The organism is Acidobacteriota bacterium, from assembly GCA_016700075.1.
Lineage (GTDB): Bacteria > Acidobacteriota > Blastocatellia > Pyrinomonadales > Pyrinomonadaceae > OLB17.
The window spans coordinates 1,085,559-1,102,118 of sequence record CP065000.1 but is presented as its reverse complement, the minus strand read 5'-3'; the positions used below and the strand labels follow the sequence as shown (position 1 = coordinate 1,102,118).

General features: G+C 53.4%; 15 protein-coding genes. 9 read left to right on the top strand and 6 right to left on the bottom strand.

Annotation, left to right across the window (positions count from 1 at the left end; translation table 11 throughout):
- Nucleotides 1–1,014, top strand: a complete 1,014-nt coding sequence (locus IPM50_04980; protein QQS33934.1) for an aromatic ring-hydroxylating dioxygenase subunit alpha — start codon at nucleotides 1–3, stop codon at nucleotides 1,012–1,014.
- A 3-nt stretch (nucleotides 1,015–1,017) separates the two neighbouring features.
- Complete coding sequence (ligA, locus tag IPM50_04975; protein QQS33933.1) at nucleotides 1,018–3,009, top strand: NAD-dependent DNA ligase LigA; 1,992 nt, start codon at nucleotides 1,018–1,020, stop codon at nucleotides 3,007–3,009.
- A 15-nt stretch (nucleotides 3,010–3,024) separates the two neighbouring features.
- Here the strand turns inward: ligA and IPM50_04970 are convergent, their stop codons facing one another.
- Together IPM50_04970 and IPM50_04965 are read right to left on the bottom strand one after the other, a co-directional pair.
- On the bottom strand, nucleotides 3,025–3,963 hold the full coding sequence (locus tag IPM50_04970) for a bifunctional methionine sulfoxide reductase B/A protein (protein ID QQS34461.1): 939 nt from the start codon (nucleotides 3,961–3,963) through the stop codon (nucleotides 3,025–3,027).
- 322 nt (nucleotides 3,964–4,285) lie between these two features.
- The gene (locus IPM50_04965) at nucleotides 4,286–4,798 is read right to left on the bottom strand and encodes a hypothetical protein (protein QQS33932.1); all 513 of its coding nucleotides are present in this window, start codon (nucleotides 4,796–4,798) and stop codon (nucleotides 4,286–4,288) included.
- Between the two features lie 73 nt (nucleotides 4,799–4,871).
- On the opposite strand from IPM50_04965, the gene IPM50_04960 reads away from it, so the two are divergent.
- Both IPM50_04960 and IPM50_04955 read left to right on the top strand, forming a co-directional pair.
- Nucleotides 4,872–6,167 (top strand): serine hydroxymethyltransferase, encoded by a 1,296-nt coding sequence (locus tag IPM50_04960; protein ID QQS34460.1) that lies wholly within the window; start codon nucleotides 4,872–4,874, stop codon nucleotides 6,165–6,167.
- Nucleotides 6,160–6,516, top strand: coding sequence for a hypothetical protein (locus IPM50_04955; GenBank protein ID QQS33931.1), 357 nt, complete (start codon nucleotides 6,160–6,162; stop codon nucleotides 6,514–6,516). Before IPM50_04960 ends, IPM50_04955 begins: the two co-directional genes overlap by 8 nt.
- Before the next feature lie 6 nt (nucleotides 6,517–6,522).
- Here IPM50_04955 and IPM50_04950 read toward each other — a convergent pair whose 3' ends face one another.
- The 3 genes from IPM50_04950 to IPM50_04940 are packed head-to-tail and all read right to left on the bottom strand — an operon-like array spanning nucleotide 6,523 to nucleotide 8,086.
- Nucleotides 6,523–7,146 carry a hypothetical protein gene (locus IPM50_04950; protein ID QQS33930.1) on the bottom strand — a complete coding sequence of 208 codons (624 nt, stop codon included), beginning with the start codon at nucleotides 7,144–7,146 and terminating at the stop codon, nucleotides 6,523–6,525.
- A 38-nt stretch (nucleotides 7,147–7,184) separates the two neighbouring features.
- Nucleotides 7,185–7,523 carry a hypothetical protein gene (locus IPM50_04945; GenBank protein QQS33929.1) on the bottom strand — a complete coding sequence of 113 codons (339 nt, stop codon included), beginning with the start codon at nucleotides 7,521–7,523 and terminating at the stop codon, nucleotides 7,185–7,187.
- Nucleotides 7,520–8,086 (bottom strand): hypothetical protein, encoded by a 567-nt coding sequence (locus tag IPM50_04940; GenBank protein ID QQS33928.1) that lies wholly within the window; start codon nucleotides 8,084–8,086, stop codon nucleotides 7,520–7,522. The genes IPM50_04945 and IPM50_04940 overlap by 4 nt, the downstream gene beginning before the upstream one ends.
- 102 nt (nucleotides 8,087–8,188) lie before the next feature.
- Between IPM50_04940 and IPM50_04935 the strand changes: the two genes are divergently transcribed.
- The 5 genes from IPM50_04935 to IPM50_04915 all read left to right on the top strand — a co-directional run bounded on the left by IPM50_04935 (nucleotide 8,189) and on the right by IPM50_04915 (nucleotide 15,938).
- Nucleotides 8,189–9,154: an alcohol dehydrogenase catalytic domain-containing protein gene (locus IPM50_04935; GenBank protein QQS33927.1), complete on the top strand. Its 966-nt coding sequence runs from the start codon at nucleotides 8,189–8,191 to the stop codon at nucleotides 9,152–9,154.
- Nucleotides 9,155–9,228: 74 nt separating this feature from the next.
- Nucleotides 9,229–10,719 (top strand): trypsin-like peptidase domain-containing protein, encoded by a 1,491-nt coding sequence (locus IPM50_04930; protein QQS33926.1) that lies wholly within the window; start codon nucleotides 9,229–9,231, stop codon nucleotides 10,717–10,719.
- A 6-nt stretch (nucleotides 10,720–10,725) separates the two neighbouring features.
- Nucleotides 10,726–12,264 (top strand): aldehyde dehydrogenase family protein, encoded by a 1,539-nt coding sequence (locus tag IPM50_04925; protein QQS33925.1) that lies wholly within the window; start codon nucleotides 10,726–10,728, stop codon nucleotides 12,262–12,264.
- 68 nt (nucleotides 12,265–12,332) lie between these two features.
- Nucleotides 12,333–14,117 (top strand): SLC13 family permease, encoded by a 1,785-nt coding sequence (locus IPM50_04920; GenBank protein ID QQS33924.1) that lies wholly within the window; start codon nucleotides 12,333–12,335, stop codon nucleotides 14,115–14,117.
- A 15-nt stretch (nucleotides 14,118–14,132) separates the two neighbouring features.
- Entirely contained in the window at nucleotides 14,133–15,938 is a 1,806-nt protein-coding gene (locus IPM50_04915; GenBank protein QQS33923.1) for an SLC13 family permease, read from the top strand.
- Nucleotides 15,939–15,986: 48 nt separating this feature from the next.
- Here the strand turns inward: IPM50_04915 and IPM50_04910 are convergent, their stop codons facing one another.
- Nucleotides 15,987–16,529 (bottom strand): redoxin domain-containing protein, encoded by a 543-nt coding sequence (locus IPM50_04910; GenBank protein QQS33922.1) that lies wholly within the window; start codon nucleotides 16,527–16,529, stop codon nucleotides 15,987–15,989.
- Nucleotides 16,530–16,560: the final 31 nt, after the last annotated feature.

Sequence of the window (16,560 nt, the reverse complement as noted above, 5' to 3'; positions counted from 1 at the left end):
ATGTTCGACATCGACAAAGACATCAAGAAGGCATGGACACTGCCGTCGGAGTTTTACACCGATGCAGAGGTCTTTGCGGCGTCTCGGGAGAAGATATTTGCACCTAGCTGGCAGCTTGTGGGGCACGCGGACTCAGTTGAACAACTTCATCCGAAAACCATATTGCAGGGAATGCTCGACGAACCTGCGTTGCTGGTGAGGACGCAGGAAGGGATCCGATGTCTGACGAACGTTTGTACGCATCGTGCAATGCTGCTCGTCGAAGAGCCCTGTTCAGGCGATCTGATCAGATGTCGTTATCACGGCCGGCGTTTTTCGCTGGACGGAAAGATGCTGTCGATGCCTGAATTCGAGGAAGTCGAGAATTTTCCGTCCGAGAGCGATGACCTTTCGACGATCGAGTCCGCAGAGCTCGGCGGTTTTGTGTTTGCGTCTGTTTCTCCTTCCGTTAAGTTCTGGGAAATGACTGACGACATTGCCTGGCTTTTCGAAAGAGCGACCGCTGAAGGGCTGCGGCTGACCGCCACTCGAGAATATGAGGTCAACGCACATTGGGCGTTGTATTGCGAGAATTACCTCGAAGGATTTCATATTCCTTACGTGCATCAAGGATTGAACGCAGTTGTCGATTACGGCAGTTATACGACCGACCTTTATCGATTTGCATCGGTCCAAACGGGGCTCGATGATCGCGGTGAGGTAGCTGCCCGTTATATGTTCATCTTCCCGAATTTGATGTTCAATTTTTATCCGTGGGGAATCTCGGTGAATATTGTCAGGCCAGTCGCTGTCGACAGGACCATAGTCGAGTTTCAGACATATGTCCGCGACGAGACGTTTTTGGAAAAAGGAGCGGGAGCCTACCTCCATACGGTCGAAATGGAGGATGAGGCCGTTGTCGAAAATGTGCAGCGAGGCGTTCGCTCGCGATTCTACGACCGCGGACGATATTCGCCGGCCCGTGAGCAGGGAACACACCATTTCCATCGTCTGATCGCCGAAGCGATGAATTGACCAATGAGCGTAAAACAAGAGATCGAGAAATTGCGTCGCGAGATCCAGCGGCATAACGACCTTTACTATCAAAAGGCGGAGCCGGAGATATCGGACTTTGAGTTCGATCAACTGCTCGAGCGTTTGAAGGCGCTTGAGGCCGAACATCCCGAATTGATAACGCCCGACAGCCCTACACAACGCGTGGGCGGAAAGGCGGATTCGCTGCGGCCTTTCAAACACAACGTGCCGCTGATGTCGCTGGACAACAGCTACAGCCTCGACGAGTTGAAAGCGTTTACTGAACGCTGTGAAAAGCTCGCCGAAGGCAGAAAGCTGGAATATGTCGCCGAGCTGAAGATCGACGGGCTCAGCGTTTCGCTGCATTACGAAAAGGGCATTCTAACGACTGCGGCGACACGCGGCGACGGCCAGGCCGGAGACGAAGTTACTCAAAACGCAAAGACCATTCGCACCGTTCCGCTGCGGTTAAAAGCGGACGCACCGGAGCACGCCGAGGTCCGCGGAGAAGTATTCTTGTCCAGGTCCCAGTTTGCCCGTATCAACGCGGAACTTGAGATGCAGGACGAGAAAACGTTCGCTAATCCGCGCAACTGTGCGAGCGGCACGGTCCGAATGCTCGATTCGCAGATCGTCGCATCGCGGCGGCTCGATATGTTTCCGTATGACGTTCTTGCCGGCAATCAAAAGATGTTCGCGACACATTGGGAGAATTTTGAATGGCTGGAACGCAACGGGTTTAACGTCAACCCGAATCGGCGTCTGTGCGGCAGTTTTGATGAGCTTGTCGAGTTTGTCAACGACATGGAAACGCACCGCGACACGCTGGATTACGAGATCGATGGCGTTGTCGTAAAGGTCAATTCGACGGCGTTGCAGGAGGAATTCGGAGCGACGACTAAGGCACCGCGTTGGGCCATCGCATATAAATATCCGGCACGCCAGGCGACCACAAAGCTGCTTTCGATCAGCGTTCAGGTCGGGCGAACCGGAGCTTTGACGCCGGTCGCAAACCTTGAGCCTGTTCAGCTTGCCGGTACAACGGTTGCACGGGCATCGCTTCATAATGAGGACGAAATAAAGCGGCTCGGCCTTAAGATCGGCGACTATGTGCTGATAGAAAAAAGCGGCGAGATCATTCCGCAAGTTCTTCAAAATATTCCGTCGAAACGTGACGGCAGCGAAACGGAATTCGTCTTTCCGATAATTTGCCCCGTTTGCGGTGCCGAAGCCGTTCGCCCCGAAGGTGAAGCTGTTCGCCGCTGCACAAATCCCGATTGTCCTGCCAAGATCAAAGCACGCATTCAGTATTACGCATCGCGAAAGGCAATGGACATCGAGGGCCTCGGCGAAGTGTTGGTTGAAACACTCGTTGATAAAGGCATGATCCGTGACGTTTCCGACCTTTATAGTTTGAAGGTCGAGGACATCGCTGCATTGGAACGCATGGCAGAAAAATCGGGCACAAATCTGATCGACCAGGTCGAAGCGAGCAAGACACGCGGGCTGCAGCGGCTTCTGTACGGCATTGATATACGCCACGTTGGAGAACGCTATGCGAAGCTCTTAGCCAATAATTTCCGCAGCATTGACCGCATTGCACACGCGTCGGCAGATGAACTCGACGACATTCCCGAGATCGGCTTGGCCGTTGCCGAGAGCGTTCACACGTGGTTTCGCGATCCGAAGAATCTCGAACTTATCGAGAGGCTCAAGGCCGCCGGCGTTGAGACGGAAATGGACGAGGCCTCGACCGCCGCGTTGGACGAACGATTTGTCGGAAAGACCTTTGTGTTGACCGGAAAACTCGAAAATTACACTCGCGACGAGGCCGCAAAACTCATCGAAGAACGCGGCGGCCGCATTTCGTCGTCCGTCAGCAAAAAGACGGATTTCGTCGTTGCCGGCAGCGACGCGGGGTCGAAATTGACCAAGGCTGAATCGCTCGGAGTAGTTGTCTTATCAGAGAGTGATTTCAATTCTATGTTTTCGTAACCGAGAGCAGCGGGTCTAAAACCTCTTCACACGCACGTGGCAATACGGGGTACCGCCGTTCTTTTCGTAATAGCGTTGATGATACTCTTCCGCGGGCCAGAATCTGCGGGCGGGTTTGAGACGCGTGGCAACTTTCAGCCCTTTGCCTTCTAAGATCTTAATGAGTTTTTCGGCGGTCTGCCGCTGTTCCTCGTCCTGAAAGAATACGGCGGAAAGATATTGCGGGCCGATGTCGGCTCCCTGGCCGTCGGCCTGTGTCGGATCGTGTATCTCGAAAAACAGACGTGCGAGCGTCTCGTAACTGGTTACTTTGGGGTCGAATACGACCTCTACAGCTTCAAAGTGCCCCGTCTTTTTCGTGAGGACCTGCTCGTATGTGGGGCTCGCCACACTGCCGCCGGTGTAGCCCGAACGCACGCTCTTTACGCCTTTTTCACGCAGGAAATAATATTCGACGCCCCAAAAGTAGCCGCCTGCGAAAACCGCGACATTGGCATTATCCTTTGACCTTCTTGGGACAAACACCATTGATGTGGAATTAACGCAATGCCTCGTATCCTTGTCGGTGTAGCCTTCACCGTAGAAAACGTGGCCGAGATGGCCTTTGCAGCGGGAGCAGACGATCTCGGTCCGCTCGCCGTCGGGGTCGGGAAGTTTAGTTACTGCTCCGGGAATTTCCAGATCAAAGCTGGGCCAGCCGCATTTTGAAGGGAATTTATCTTTGGAATTGAAGAGCGGAGCGTCGCATTGGCGGCAGTAATATCTGCCTTCCACGAAATTGTCCGTAAGTTCGCCTGTGAATGGGCGGTCCGTTCCCTTGTCCACGATTATTCGTTTCTCGGCGTCAGTAAGCACATTAAGCGGCACGCCGGCATCGGGAGTCGGCGATGGCGAAACGAAAGAGAAAACACCGTCGGGAATAACCTCTCGCGATTGCAGAGCAACGCCTGCCATCGCCAGCAAAAAAAGCCCAAAAACACCACAAACTACCTTCACTGCCATAAAGCGCCTCGCGAGTTGAACACACCAAAGGATTCGTTCATTCAATGTTACCAGATGCTCGGAGACTCTATAACTTCAAAAAATTGCGCTATTAAGGTGTGCTGATTGGCTCGATCCGAAAATCGACCACATGAGCCGCCGCGATCTTCCATTCGCCGCCAGATCTCACAAAAATGTCCGCCCAGTGGATGACCTTGATCTCGCGTTCTTTTGTGTTCTCGTTGTCGTTGTTGACGCGATTGCGATATGTCAGAAGGGCATTATTACCGAAAAACTAAAGCGTAATATTGTCATAAACGACGTGCGTGATCCGCCATTCATTTGGCGATATGCGGTCGGCAATATATTCCTTTCGGTTCATTACCTTTGCGTCCGCGACAAAGGTGAAGCCCGCTGCCAATATCGCGTCAAACTCCTTTTGATCGCGCGGCTGCATCGCCATCGGCCAGCGTCTTTTCACTGCCATGACCGCTGCGGCATCATTCGATCGGTTGATGTCTTCTGTCGAGATCAGCGTCACTTTGGGCATATCGACGGTCGGCGTATTATTCTCCAGAATGATCTCGCGAGCGGATGATGGCGCCGCCGCCGAAGTGTCGTTGCCGCCCTTATTTGGTGTCGATGAGCAGCCGAAACCCGCGATGGCAGCGATCAGAAACAGCAAAACGTAAAATTCAATTCTCAGGTTTCCTGCATTCATCCGCTTGAACGATGCCTTTGCAGCGGCAGAGCGGCAAGCGAATACCAATGCGGCGATGCATGTTTTAATTGTGATCGCACTTTTCATAGTTTGGTGCGCAGGATTATCATTGATTTTGGTCAGTTATTAAATCAGTCATTAAATGAAGGGAACACCGAGTATGTCCGATTTCTTTACCGCAAATATCTCCGATACCGATCCGTTGATCAGCAATGCCATTGACAGCGAGGTTCGCCGGCAGGCCGATGGGCTTGAACTGATCGCTTCAGAGAATTTCGTTTCTGAGGCAGTTCTGCAGACGATGGGCACGGTTTTTACGAACAAATACGCCGAAGGCTATCCCGGAAAGCGTTACTACGGCGGCTGCGAGTTTTCAGACGTCGTCGAACAGGCCGCGATCGACCGCGCGAAAGAGATATTTGGAGCGGAACACGCGAACGCCCAGCCGCACAGCGGTGCGCAGGCGAATATGTCAGTATTCCTGGCGGCGATAAACCACGGCGACACGATCTTGGGCATGAACCTCTCGCACGGCGGGCATTTGACGCACGGCCATCCGCTGAATTTTTCGGGCATCAATTTCAAGGTCGCCGACTACGGCGTAAACCGCGAGACGGAACAGATCGACTACGACGAACTGCAGCGTATTGCCGAGGAAAGCCGCCCCGCACTTTTGATATGTGGTGCTTCGGCATATCCGAGGACCATCGATTTTGAACGCATTGGCGAGATCGCGCGATCGGTCGGTGCAAAGGTGATGGCCGATATCGCACATATCGCGGGGCTTGTCGCCGCGGGCCTGCATACTTCGCCGATCCCGCATTGTGAATTTGTAACAACTACGACGCATAAGACGCTTCGAGGCCCTCGCGGCGGCTTGATCTTGTGTAAGGAGGAGTTTGCGAAAGACGTTGACCGTGCCGTTTTCCCGGGCATTCAGGGTGGGCCGCTGATACACATCATCGCCGCAAAAGCGGTCTCATTTGGCGAGGCTCTGCAGCCGAGTTTCAAGGAATATCAGCAACAGGTCATAACGAACGCTAAGGCGCTCGCGGAAACCCTTTCAAATGCTGGCCTGCGCATCGTTTCAGGCGGCACGGACAATCACCTGATGCTAGTAGATGTTTGGATGGACGGCAAGGGCATCACGGGCAAAGATGCCGAAAAGGCACTTGAGCAGGTGCACATCACGGTAAACAAGAACACGATCCCGTTTGACACGCAAAAGCCTTTCGTTGCCTCGGGGATCCGCATAGGCACGCCGGCACTCACGACGCGAGGAATGAAAGAAGACGAGATGCGTTCGATCGGAGCGATGATAGCCGATGTGATCCACGCTCCCGAATCAGACGAGGTCAGGTCCAAGGTCCGCCGCGATGTAGCCGAGATCACTTCACGATTTCCTTTATACTCTCAGCGGTATAAGACGGATTCCACAGGCACTGCCAATGCGTAGTTTTCGCTTGATGTTCTTTTTTGCTGCGGCCCTTTCGATGTTGACTGTCTCGACGGGCATCTCGCAGGTCAGGTCCGATAGGGTTCAGCCGCCCGAAAATTACAAATTTGACGGCTGTTCGTTATTTCCTGACGGCGATTGGGGAGAATGCTGCGAGGCTCACGACCGAGATTATTTCGTCGGCGGCACAAAAGCTGAACGAAAGGCATCCGACAGGCGATTGCGCCAATGCGTTCGGGCAAAGGGGCACAAATATATTTCCGTGATGATGTATTTCGGCGTGAGGATCGGAGGCGTTAGTTTTCTTCCGACGCCGTTTCGCTGGGGTTTTGGACAGCCCCAAAAGTAGATCCAGTCAGGCCTGCGGGACGAATCGTGCCTGTGATTCCATCTGATCCAGAAGTTCCCGGGCCTCTTCGGAATCAAATTCAAATGCTTTTTGCTCCAGGGCGTACAAAGCTATTTCGAAGTAAAGTCCGTCTTCAAGCAGAGGTGCGATGACATCGACAGGCAGCATCGCCAAAGTTTCGTAAGCGATGGCACGCACCTGAGGATATTCGGTCTGACGGATGATCTCGGCGATCTCGCCTGCAGAATAGCGGTCAGCGAGGTTCTCAGCGAGCCGTTCGAGTCGGTCGTAGTCGTTATCTCTCAAGGCACGTTCAGCCAGAAGGTTGAATACCTCAGCCGACGCTGACTGTGTTTCCAAAACCCGAACACAAACATCGGCGAGCTTCACGATTTCATTAAGTCTTTTTTTGTTCTTCTTATTGGCCGGAACCCTCGCTTCCTCGTCGAGTGCGGTCAACAAACGACTGACCTCCCAGTCGGCAGTTGCATCGTAGAAGAACTTCGGTGCGGTCGTAGAGAGAGGTTGAGATGGCCCGCTTTTCATTGCTCCTGCAAGCATTTTGCGGGTCACGGGACGGAGTTTGTCCCAAATGAGTGCTACTTTTCTGTCAAATTGCCTGGAAGACATCTACTAAGGAAGTAGTTTGCAGTCACGCGCCTTCTATGTCAAGCAATCTCTTTCCCGACGGTGCTTTCGGCCAACCTCGTTTCGACCTCTGAGATGCGTTCCTCGAGATCGTCGGAAGACTCGTCCAAAAACTCGAGCAAAGCATATGGTGCCTCGTCCAAGGCCCGCAGTTCCCATGCGATCAGCCCTTCGGCAGGAGGCCGCGAAAACCACGCCGCGTCCATCTTTCCCTCGCAGACCTTGACCGCCGGGGCATATCGAACTGCGATGGCCTCAAATTCGGTAAGCCTTTCGGAGCGTGCGATCAACCGGCGAAGCACCCAGCCATTGGCCTCGTAGGTTGCGATAACCGACAATATGTTTTCCGAGGAGATCATTTCCCTGCGGCGCCGTTAACGGCGTTAGCCGCCGCCGAGTTGGTAACGGCGGGGTGTACTGCAGCCGACGGTGTATTTGACATGGCGTTTGCTGCTTCTTTCTCTATCGTATCGCGTCCTTTGCCCGGCGATACGAACGTTCCGGCGAACTGATCGCCCCAAGCCAATTTCCACGAACCGTTCTCTAACATGAACGGCAGATCCTCCCATTTGCTGTCCTTGGAATTCCAGACTTCCAGGGCTCCCATATTCCCTTTGACCCGTTCGTCACGTATAGTGGGCAGCGTCGGGGAAAGTGTGGTCGCGGTCAGGCCGTTCTCTAATGCTTCCGCCACCGAATCCTTCATCTTCCGATCGACCATCATCTGACCCATATCAATGGACTTCTTTGTCAGATTGCGCTTGATAGCTTCTGTGTCCTTTGCCTTCACGGCATCAAAAAGATTCTTATAGGCTTCGGTCGGGCTAGAGTTCCTCGGCCCATCTTCTGCGACTGGTTCTTTTGGAGCGTCGCAGGAAAAAATGACCGCCAGAAGACCGAGTGCGGTGATGAGAATGGCCATCCGTAACAAAGGCTTAATGCGGGTTTTCGCCGAAAGCATACTAAAATGAGATTATAGTAGCTGCGCGTGCGGGGCAAGTACCGGCCTCGATACTGACCATCAATGAAGGCTCTTACAATAAGCAACGGAAAATTGGTTATGGCCGAGGCCGATCGTCCGACCGCGAACGGCGAGGCTTTGGTGCGTGTCACCATGTCCGGCATCTGCAATACGGACATCGAGATCGCACGCGGCTATGCAAATTTCGAGGGCGTGATCGGGCATGAGTTCGTAGGTGTTGTGGAGGAGTGTTCGGCAAGGCCGGACATTGTGGGAAAACGTGTGGTTGGCGAGATCAACGCCGGCTGCGGAAAATGCGACCTTTGTAGATCTGGTGATCCGCGTCATTGCCCGGATCGTACGGTGCTTGGCATCGTAAGAAGAAACGGTGCCCATGCGGAATACCTGACGCTGCCGCCGGAAAATCTGATCGAACTGACAGACAATATCTCAGATGAGCAGGCAGTTTTCACGGAACCGCTGGCGGCCGCAGCGGGAATTGCCGATGCCGTCAGGATAAATGCGGAGACCCGTGTCGCGGTCATCGGCGACGGAAAACTCGGTCTGCTTTGCGCCGCAGCTCTCCATTTTCTTTCGCCTTCGCTCGTAGTTGTCGGTAAGCATCCGCAAAAGCTTTGGATAGCAGCGGATATGGGCATCAGAACAGTGCTGAGACGGCGGATCGCTCCTGAACACAACAGCTCATTTGACGTGGTCGTTGAAGCAAGCGGTTCCGAGAGTGGCTTTTCAATGGCACTTGACCTTGTTCGGCCCCGCGGGACGATCGTTCTTAAGTCGACGTTTCACGGAACACCGACGTGGGAAGCATCTCGAGTAGTTGTCGACGAGATAACGGTGATCGGTTCTCGCTGCGGGCGTTTTCGTCCGGCTCTCGGGCTTCTCGAATCTCGCTCAGTTGATGTGGAACGTCTCATCTCACGAATAATGCCGCTTTCCGACGGCGTGGAGGCAATGCGGGTCGCTGCACAGCCCGGAGTCCTGAAGGTTCTGCTGAAAAGTGCAGAATGATACTTCTACTGCCGCAACATTAGTTTGTTATAATCGAAAGACTCTCCTTTAGGCATTACTTTTAGGGAGGCTTTATGCCCCGAATTTTGAACCACGATTCGAGATATAGGATCGCATTCATCTTTGCGGTTTTGGTGCTTTTGCAGTTTTCGGTCCACGCCCAGTCCGCGGAAGATCTATCCAGGACATTTTCCGATATTGCAAAGCTGGTCGGCCCCTCTGTTGTCAGTATTGACGCCAAAGGCCCGGCACCGCAGCAGTCGGCCCGCACCGCACCTTCGCCGGGCAACAACGACGACGTGATGGAGTTCCTGCGTCGGCAGATGCAGCAGCGGCCTGTTCAGGCTGTCGGCAGCGGATTTATCGTCAGCCCTGAAGGCCACATCATCACGAACCGCCACGTCATCGCGGGAGCAACGCGCATTCTCGTGAAACTCGATTCGGGCGAGGAATATGTTGCAAGATCGCTCGGTGATGATGAAGAAACTGATATCGCAGTGCTGAAGATCGATGCAAGAGGCCCGTTGCCCGCCGTTAAACTCGGTGATTCAGAATCAGTAAAGGTGGGTGATTGGGTGCTTGCGATCGGTTCGCCCTTCGGCCTCGCGAAAACCGTCACGGCCGGCATCATTTCGCAGACTCGGCGAGAGACGCCTTTCTCGACGCCGTTTCAGCGATTCATTCAGACGGATGCAGCGATAAACCGTGGTAATTCCGGCGGCCCGCTGGTGAACCTGCGCGGTGAAGTGATCGGGGTGAACTCGCAAATTGCGACATCAACAGGCGATTTCAACGGCGTAAGTTTTGCCCTTCCTTCGGGCGAAACTCGTCATGTATATGACCAGATATTGAAGAACGGCAAGGTTCGGCGAGGATATTTAGGAGTGCTATTGGATTCGGTACGCCCCGAATTCATAGCGGTATACGGCCTGAAAGAGACCGGCGGGGCAATAATCACCGATGTCCGCGACAAGGACGGCCCGGCAGCGTCCGTCGGGATAATATCGGGCGATATCGTGGTCGAGTTCAACGGCCAACCGGTCGCCGGTGCTCAGGATCTGATCACAAAGGTTGCCATGACGCAGCCCGACCGCAGCGTTGAGCTTCGCTTTCTTCGCGAGGTCGGCGATGAGCTGGTTTCAAAAACCGCAAACATTAAACTTGGTGAACGGCCGGCACAAAGCAGCACTGCCGGAGCCAACGACCGCCGGCGTTTGCCTTTGGAGGGCGACATCGTTGATGAGAGGCCGTTCGGACTTTCGCTGACAGAATTGACGCCCGCGTTGGCAGCATCAAATCGGATGCAGGGCCAGAAAGGTCTATTGATAGAGGAGATCAGCCCAGCGAGTTTTATCACCGACGTGAAGAACTCGGGCGGCGGCGATGCTTTGCTCGAGGGCGATCTGATACAGCGGATCAACAGAAAGCCTGTGACCACGCTTGCGACATTCAAAGATATCGTTTCGAAACTAAATCCCGGCGATCCTGTGGTTCTGCATGTCGCTTTCTACAATCCGGGAACTCGTTCAGTGCAGACCAAACTGGTACAATTCACAGTTCGTTAATTACTTATGGCAAAAGCAAAACAAGCTAAAGATAAAAAAGCCGCAAAACCTGCGGTGGCAAAATATTACAACTACGTCGGCGGCGAGTGGGTGAAAAGCTCGTCCGGTGAGTGGTTTGACAATGTAAATCCTGCGGACACAAGCGATATTGTCGGGCGTTTTCCGAAGTCCAATGCTGCAGACGTTGATGCTGCCGTAGCTGCTGCGGCAGAAGCGGCCGACCGCTGGCGGCGGACGCCCGCGCCTAAGCGTGCGGAGCTGTTGTTCAACCTCGCCGAGATCATCCGCGACAACAAGGACCGTTACACGCAGGAAATGACCCGCGAAATGGGCAAGGTGCTGAAGGAAGCGGGCGGCGATGTACAGGAAGCTATCGACTGCACCTATTACACCGCCGGCGAAGGCCGCCGTTTGCACGGCTTTACGACGCCGGCTGAGATGCCGAACAAATTCGCAATGTGCGTTCGCCAGCCTGTCGGATTGTGCGGCCTGATCACGCCGTTCAATTTCCCGATGGCAATACCGTCGTGGAAGCTCATCCCGGCACTCGTTTGCGGCAACACCGTCGTCATCAAATCCGGTGAGGACGTTCCTCTATCAGCATTGAATCTGGTCAAGGCGTGCGAAAAAGCGGGCATTCCGAAAGGCGTCGTCAACCTTGTGAACGGCTTCGGCGATGCGGGGGCGGCACTTGTCGGGCACAAAGATGTTCGGTTGATCTCGTTCACCGGTTCGACCAACACGGGGCGGATCATCGCCGAGCAATGCGCCCGTGACAACAAGATCGTTTCGCTGGAAATGGGCGGCAAGAACGCTATCATCGTAATGGATGACGCCGACATCGACAACGCTGTTGACGGTTCGCTGTGGGGCGCCTTCGGTACAAGCGGACAGCGTTGTACTGCCAGTTCGCGGCTAGTGGTTCACAAAAAGATCTACAAGAAATTCGTCGCAAAGCTGGTCGAGCGCGTGAAAGCCCTTCGCGTCGGCAACGGCCTCGATCCGAAAACAGAGGTTGGCCCTGTCATTCACGAGGACGCAATGCAAAAGATCCTAGGTTACGTCCATATCGGCAGAGAGATCGACAAAGCGACGCTTGCCGTCGGCGGTAACCGCGCGACGAAAGGCGATCTGAAGAACGGCTGGTTCGTCGAGCCGACGGTCTTTTCCGACGTCGCACCCGGAATGCGTATCGAGCAGGAAGAGATCTTCGGCCCGGTAACCAGCGTCATTCCGTTCTCGACCCTCGACGAGGCCATCAAGATCGTAAACGGCGTCAAATACGGGCTGTCGTCGGCGATCTATACGCAGGACGTCAACAACGCTTTCTACGCGATGCAGGAACTTTACACGGGCATTTGCTATGTAAATTCTGCGACCATCGGTGCTGAGGTTCACCTGCCCTTCGGCGGCACAAAGGCAACCGGCAACGGCCACCGCGAAGCCGGAACGCAGGTCCTGGATATCTTCAGCGAGTGGAAAGCACTCTATGTCGATTACAGCGGCAAGCTGCAGAAAGCTCAGATCGACGAAGTAGAGGTGTAAATGCCTAAAGTTTGAAGGCTCATCACAATTCAGGTTAAACTTTATGGCGTCACACGACGCCATTTTTTATGACTTACGAGATCGCGATCGTCCTCGCCGTCCTTGCCCTCGCCGTTTTTCTTTTCGTCACAGAAAAACTGCGTGTGGATATGGTCGCTCTGCTCGTAATGGGGCTTTTGCTGCTGAGCGGGATAATTACACCTGCCCAGGGTGTCGCCGGATTCAGCAATCCTGCGACACTCACCGTCGCGGCTATGTTCGTGATCAGCGCCGGCCTGTTCAGAACCGGAGCCGTTACATTTCTGGGCGATTTCACGGGCCGCGTGTTCAAACGAGGGTTTTGGTACGGAACCATCGTGGTCATCCTGGTTGTCGGTGTTTTGTCCGCTTTCATAAATAACACGCCTGTCATTGCCATTTTCCTTCCCATCCTACTGGGCGTGGCGCGAGAGACGGGCATCAGCGCTTCAAAGATACTGATGCCCGTCTCATTTGCATCGATGTTCGGTGGCATCTGCACATTGATCGGCACTCCCTCCAATATCTTGGTCAGTTCGATAGCAGAAGATAACGGCCTGCGAGCATTCACAATGTTCGAGTTCACGCCGCTGGGATTGATACTTTTCGTCGCGGGGACAGCCTATTTGGTATTCGTCGGCATCCGGCTTATACCTGAGCGACGCGGTAGCGGCGATCTGGTAGATGATTTTTCGCTGAGCGAGTATTTGACAGAGATCGTTCTGCTGCCGGATTCGATATCGGTGGGAAAAGAGATAAAAGAAGCGCCGCTTGTGCGTGATCTTGAACTGATGATACTAAAGATCACCCGCGGCGAGACGATCATTCAGCTTCCGTCTGCTGACGAAATTCTCGAAGCGGACGACGTCTTGTTGGTGCGGTGCGATCTGGAACAGATACGTGCCCTGCAGGAAAAAGAAGGAGTTCTTTTCAAAGCCCAAACAAAGTGGGGCGACGAAAGCCTGACAACGAATTCATACAGGCTTTTGGAAGCGGTCATACTTCCGACGTCGAATCTTGTCGGGCAAACGCTGCATACATCGCATTTTCGTGAGCGATACGATGCAACTGTGCTCGCTATTCGCCATAAGGGAAAACTTGTAAAAGAAAAGCTTTCTGAGACAGAGCTTAGCTCGGGCGACCTCTTGCTGATCGAGATCAAGGACGCCAAGGTCGCAAATTTTCGCAGGAGCGGCGATTTCATCATCACTTCCGAGATGGAAACGACCGAGTTTCGGCGTGCGAAGGCGACCATAGCGATAGCCATTGTCGTGGGCGTGGTCTTAGGCCCGTCCCTAGGCATTGCTCCGATCGTCGTAACTTCGCTTGCGGGTGCCATCGCATTGGTCCTGGTCGGTTGCCTTTCGATCGATGAGGCATATGAGGCCGTCGATTGGAAGATCGTGTTTATGATCGCCGGGATCCTATCGCTAGGGACAGCCCTGGATACAACCGGGACATCGAGAATTATTTCCGAGTACATGGTTGCTTATATTGGAGCACTTGGCCCAATAGCACTCGTCTCTGCGTTCTATCTGCTGACAATGTTTTTTACCAATGCAATGTCGAACAATGCGACGGCCGCGCTGCTTGCCCCGATCGCGATATCGACGGCAAACACTCTAAATGTAGATCCGATCCCGTTTTTGATGGCGATAGCATTTTCATGTGCGACCAGTTTCATGACGCCGGTCGGTTTTCAAACCAACACGATGATCTACGGTCCCGGACAGTATAAGTTTGTCGACTTCGTAAAGGTCGGCACTCCGCTGAATATTCTGTTCTGGATCATTGCGAGCATCATGGTACCGATCATTTGGCCGCTTTGGCCGTAAAGATAGATATGTAAAATGGAACATCTATTCATAATTTCGATCATAGTTGTCGCACTCTTGCTTTTCGCGTTCGAGGTGTTTCGGCCTGACGTTGTTGCGATCGGTGTGACGGTCGTCCTGCTCCTGACGGGGACCGTTACTATCGAAGAGGGATTTTCGGGTTTCAGCAATCCTGCGGTGATCACTGTCATCGCGATGTTCATATTGAGCTACGGCCTTATTCGAACCGGTGTCGCCGATTCCATCGCAGAATTCATTCTCAAGGTCGGTGCAAGCGGACCGATCACATTGACGCTGACAATAATGTTCACCATAGGCATCATGTCTGCCTTTATGAACAACATCGGTGCCGTCGCGATACTTCTTCCCGCGATGTTCGCGATCGCAAAAAGGGCGGAGTATCCCGTTACGAAGCTTCTCATACCGCTTTCATTCGGCTCGTTGCTAGGCGGGCTGACGACCGTTATCGGTACGCCGCCAAACCTTCTTGTTTCCATCGCACTTGAAGAACAGGGTTTCCGCGGGTTTCGAATGTTTGATTTTGCCCCGACCGGCCTAGCGGTCATGTGCGTCGGTGCACTTTATATGACCTTTGTTGGCCGTCATCTCATCCCGAAGCGAAAGGCGACCGGCGGACTCACCGACGAATACGAGCTTGAGAATTACCTTACCGAGGTTCTAGTGCCGGAATCCTCACCGCTTGTCGACGTTTCTATCCGCGATTCGGAACTGAATGCCAACTACGGACTGACCATCTTGAAGATATACAGGCACATAGATGCCGAAAAGGTCTCTTTGCAACCTTCTCCTGACACGGTTCTACGATCAGGCGACCGTCTTATCGTAGAAGGCAAGATAATGGATATTCTTCGCGATAAGGACAGCAGTCCTCTTCAGATTTGGGCGGAAACCAAGTTCACAGACGAGTCTCTAACCGAGGAAAGCGTTCAGCTTGCGGAGGTCGCGATCGCCCCAAATGCAAAGATCTTGGGAGATACCATCGAAGAAGGCTATCTTCGTCGAAGATTTGAAATTCTTGTTCTGGCGCTTCGTCGTCGTGGGCAGACATTGCAGGAGCGGTTCATCTCGGTCCCGCTGGAGGTCGGAGATGTCCTGCTGGTGCAGGGCTCGCCTGACGCACTCAACGAGATGGCGAAAAGCTCCAATTTTCTTGTTGTGAATCGTCTAGAAAAAGCGACACGGCAGACACGAAAAGCTCCTATCGCACTCGCGATCATGGCAATTGCGGTCATCTCGGCCGCGACGGGCCTTTTGCACATCTCGATCGCCGGGATATTGGGTGTTTTCCTTATGGTCGTTACCGGTTGCGTTCGCCCGCAGGACATGTACTATGAGGTCGAATGGAGGGTCATATTTCTTATCGCTTGTATGATGCCGCTTGGGATTGCGATGGATGACAAACATGCCGGAACAGCGCGCTGGCTGGCCGATTGGATAGTTCTCGGTACAGGTGATTATGGACCGTATGTCCTTCTCGCCTGTCTCATCTTGTTTACAACAATGATCACCGAGGTAATGTCAAATGCCGCCGCCGCCGTGCTTCTTGCACCCATAGGCATCGCCATTGCCACAGGTATGGGTTATGAGCCGTATCCATTTCTCATGGGCATAGCGATAGGCGCGTCAACCACATTCCTGACGCCTATAGGCCATCAGGCCAACGTTCTCGTTTACGGCGTAGGCAATTATAGATTCACCGATTTTCCAAAAGTGGGAGCACCGCTCAACGCAATAATTTTTATCGTTGCAATGATCTTCGTTCCGCTCGTTTGGCCGTTTACTGAATATGTCGCAAAATGACCACTCGTATCGAGCCTTAAGAGTGGTCATTATAGACGCGGATCAGTCTTAGAGTTCAGCCTCGACAGCAGCACGCAAGCGTTCGTCATCAGGAGTGACGTCAGGGGCGAAACGGGACACGATATCGCCGTTCTTACTGACGAGGAATTTCTCAAAATTCCACAGCACGTCCGTCGGATCCGTGCGTGTGTGGCCGAAATTGCGAAGCCGCTCTTCCATGCCGTCGCCGTTATTCACGTTCGCTTCGGGCTGAGCGGCGATCAGGCTTGCATAAAGCGGGTGACGGTTTTCGAGGATACCGACCTTAGAGAACATCGGGAAGGTGACGTTGTAATTCGTCGAGCAAAAGTCTTTGATCTCTTCCTCAGTGCCTGGTTCCTGGCCTTTGAAATCGTTGCAAGGGAAGCCGAGGACCTCAAATCCCTTGTCATTGTATTCTTTATAGAGTTTTTCGAGGCCTTCGTATTGCGGCGTCAGCCCGCACTTTGACGCGACGTTCACGATGAGCAGCGTCTTGCCTTTGTAGTTGCCGAGGGTCGTATCTTCACCGTCGATGGTTCGGACAGGTATTTCAAAAATTTCGTTTGTCATAGTGTTATGTTTGGCTCAAATAAGATTTTCG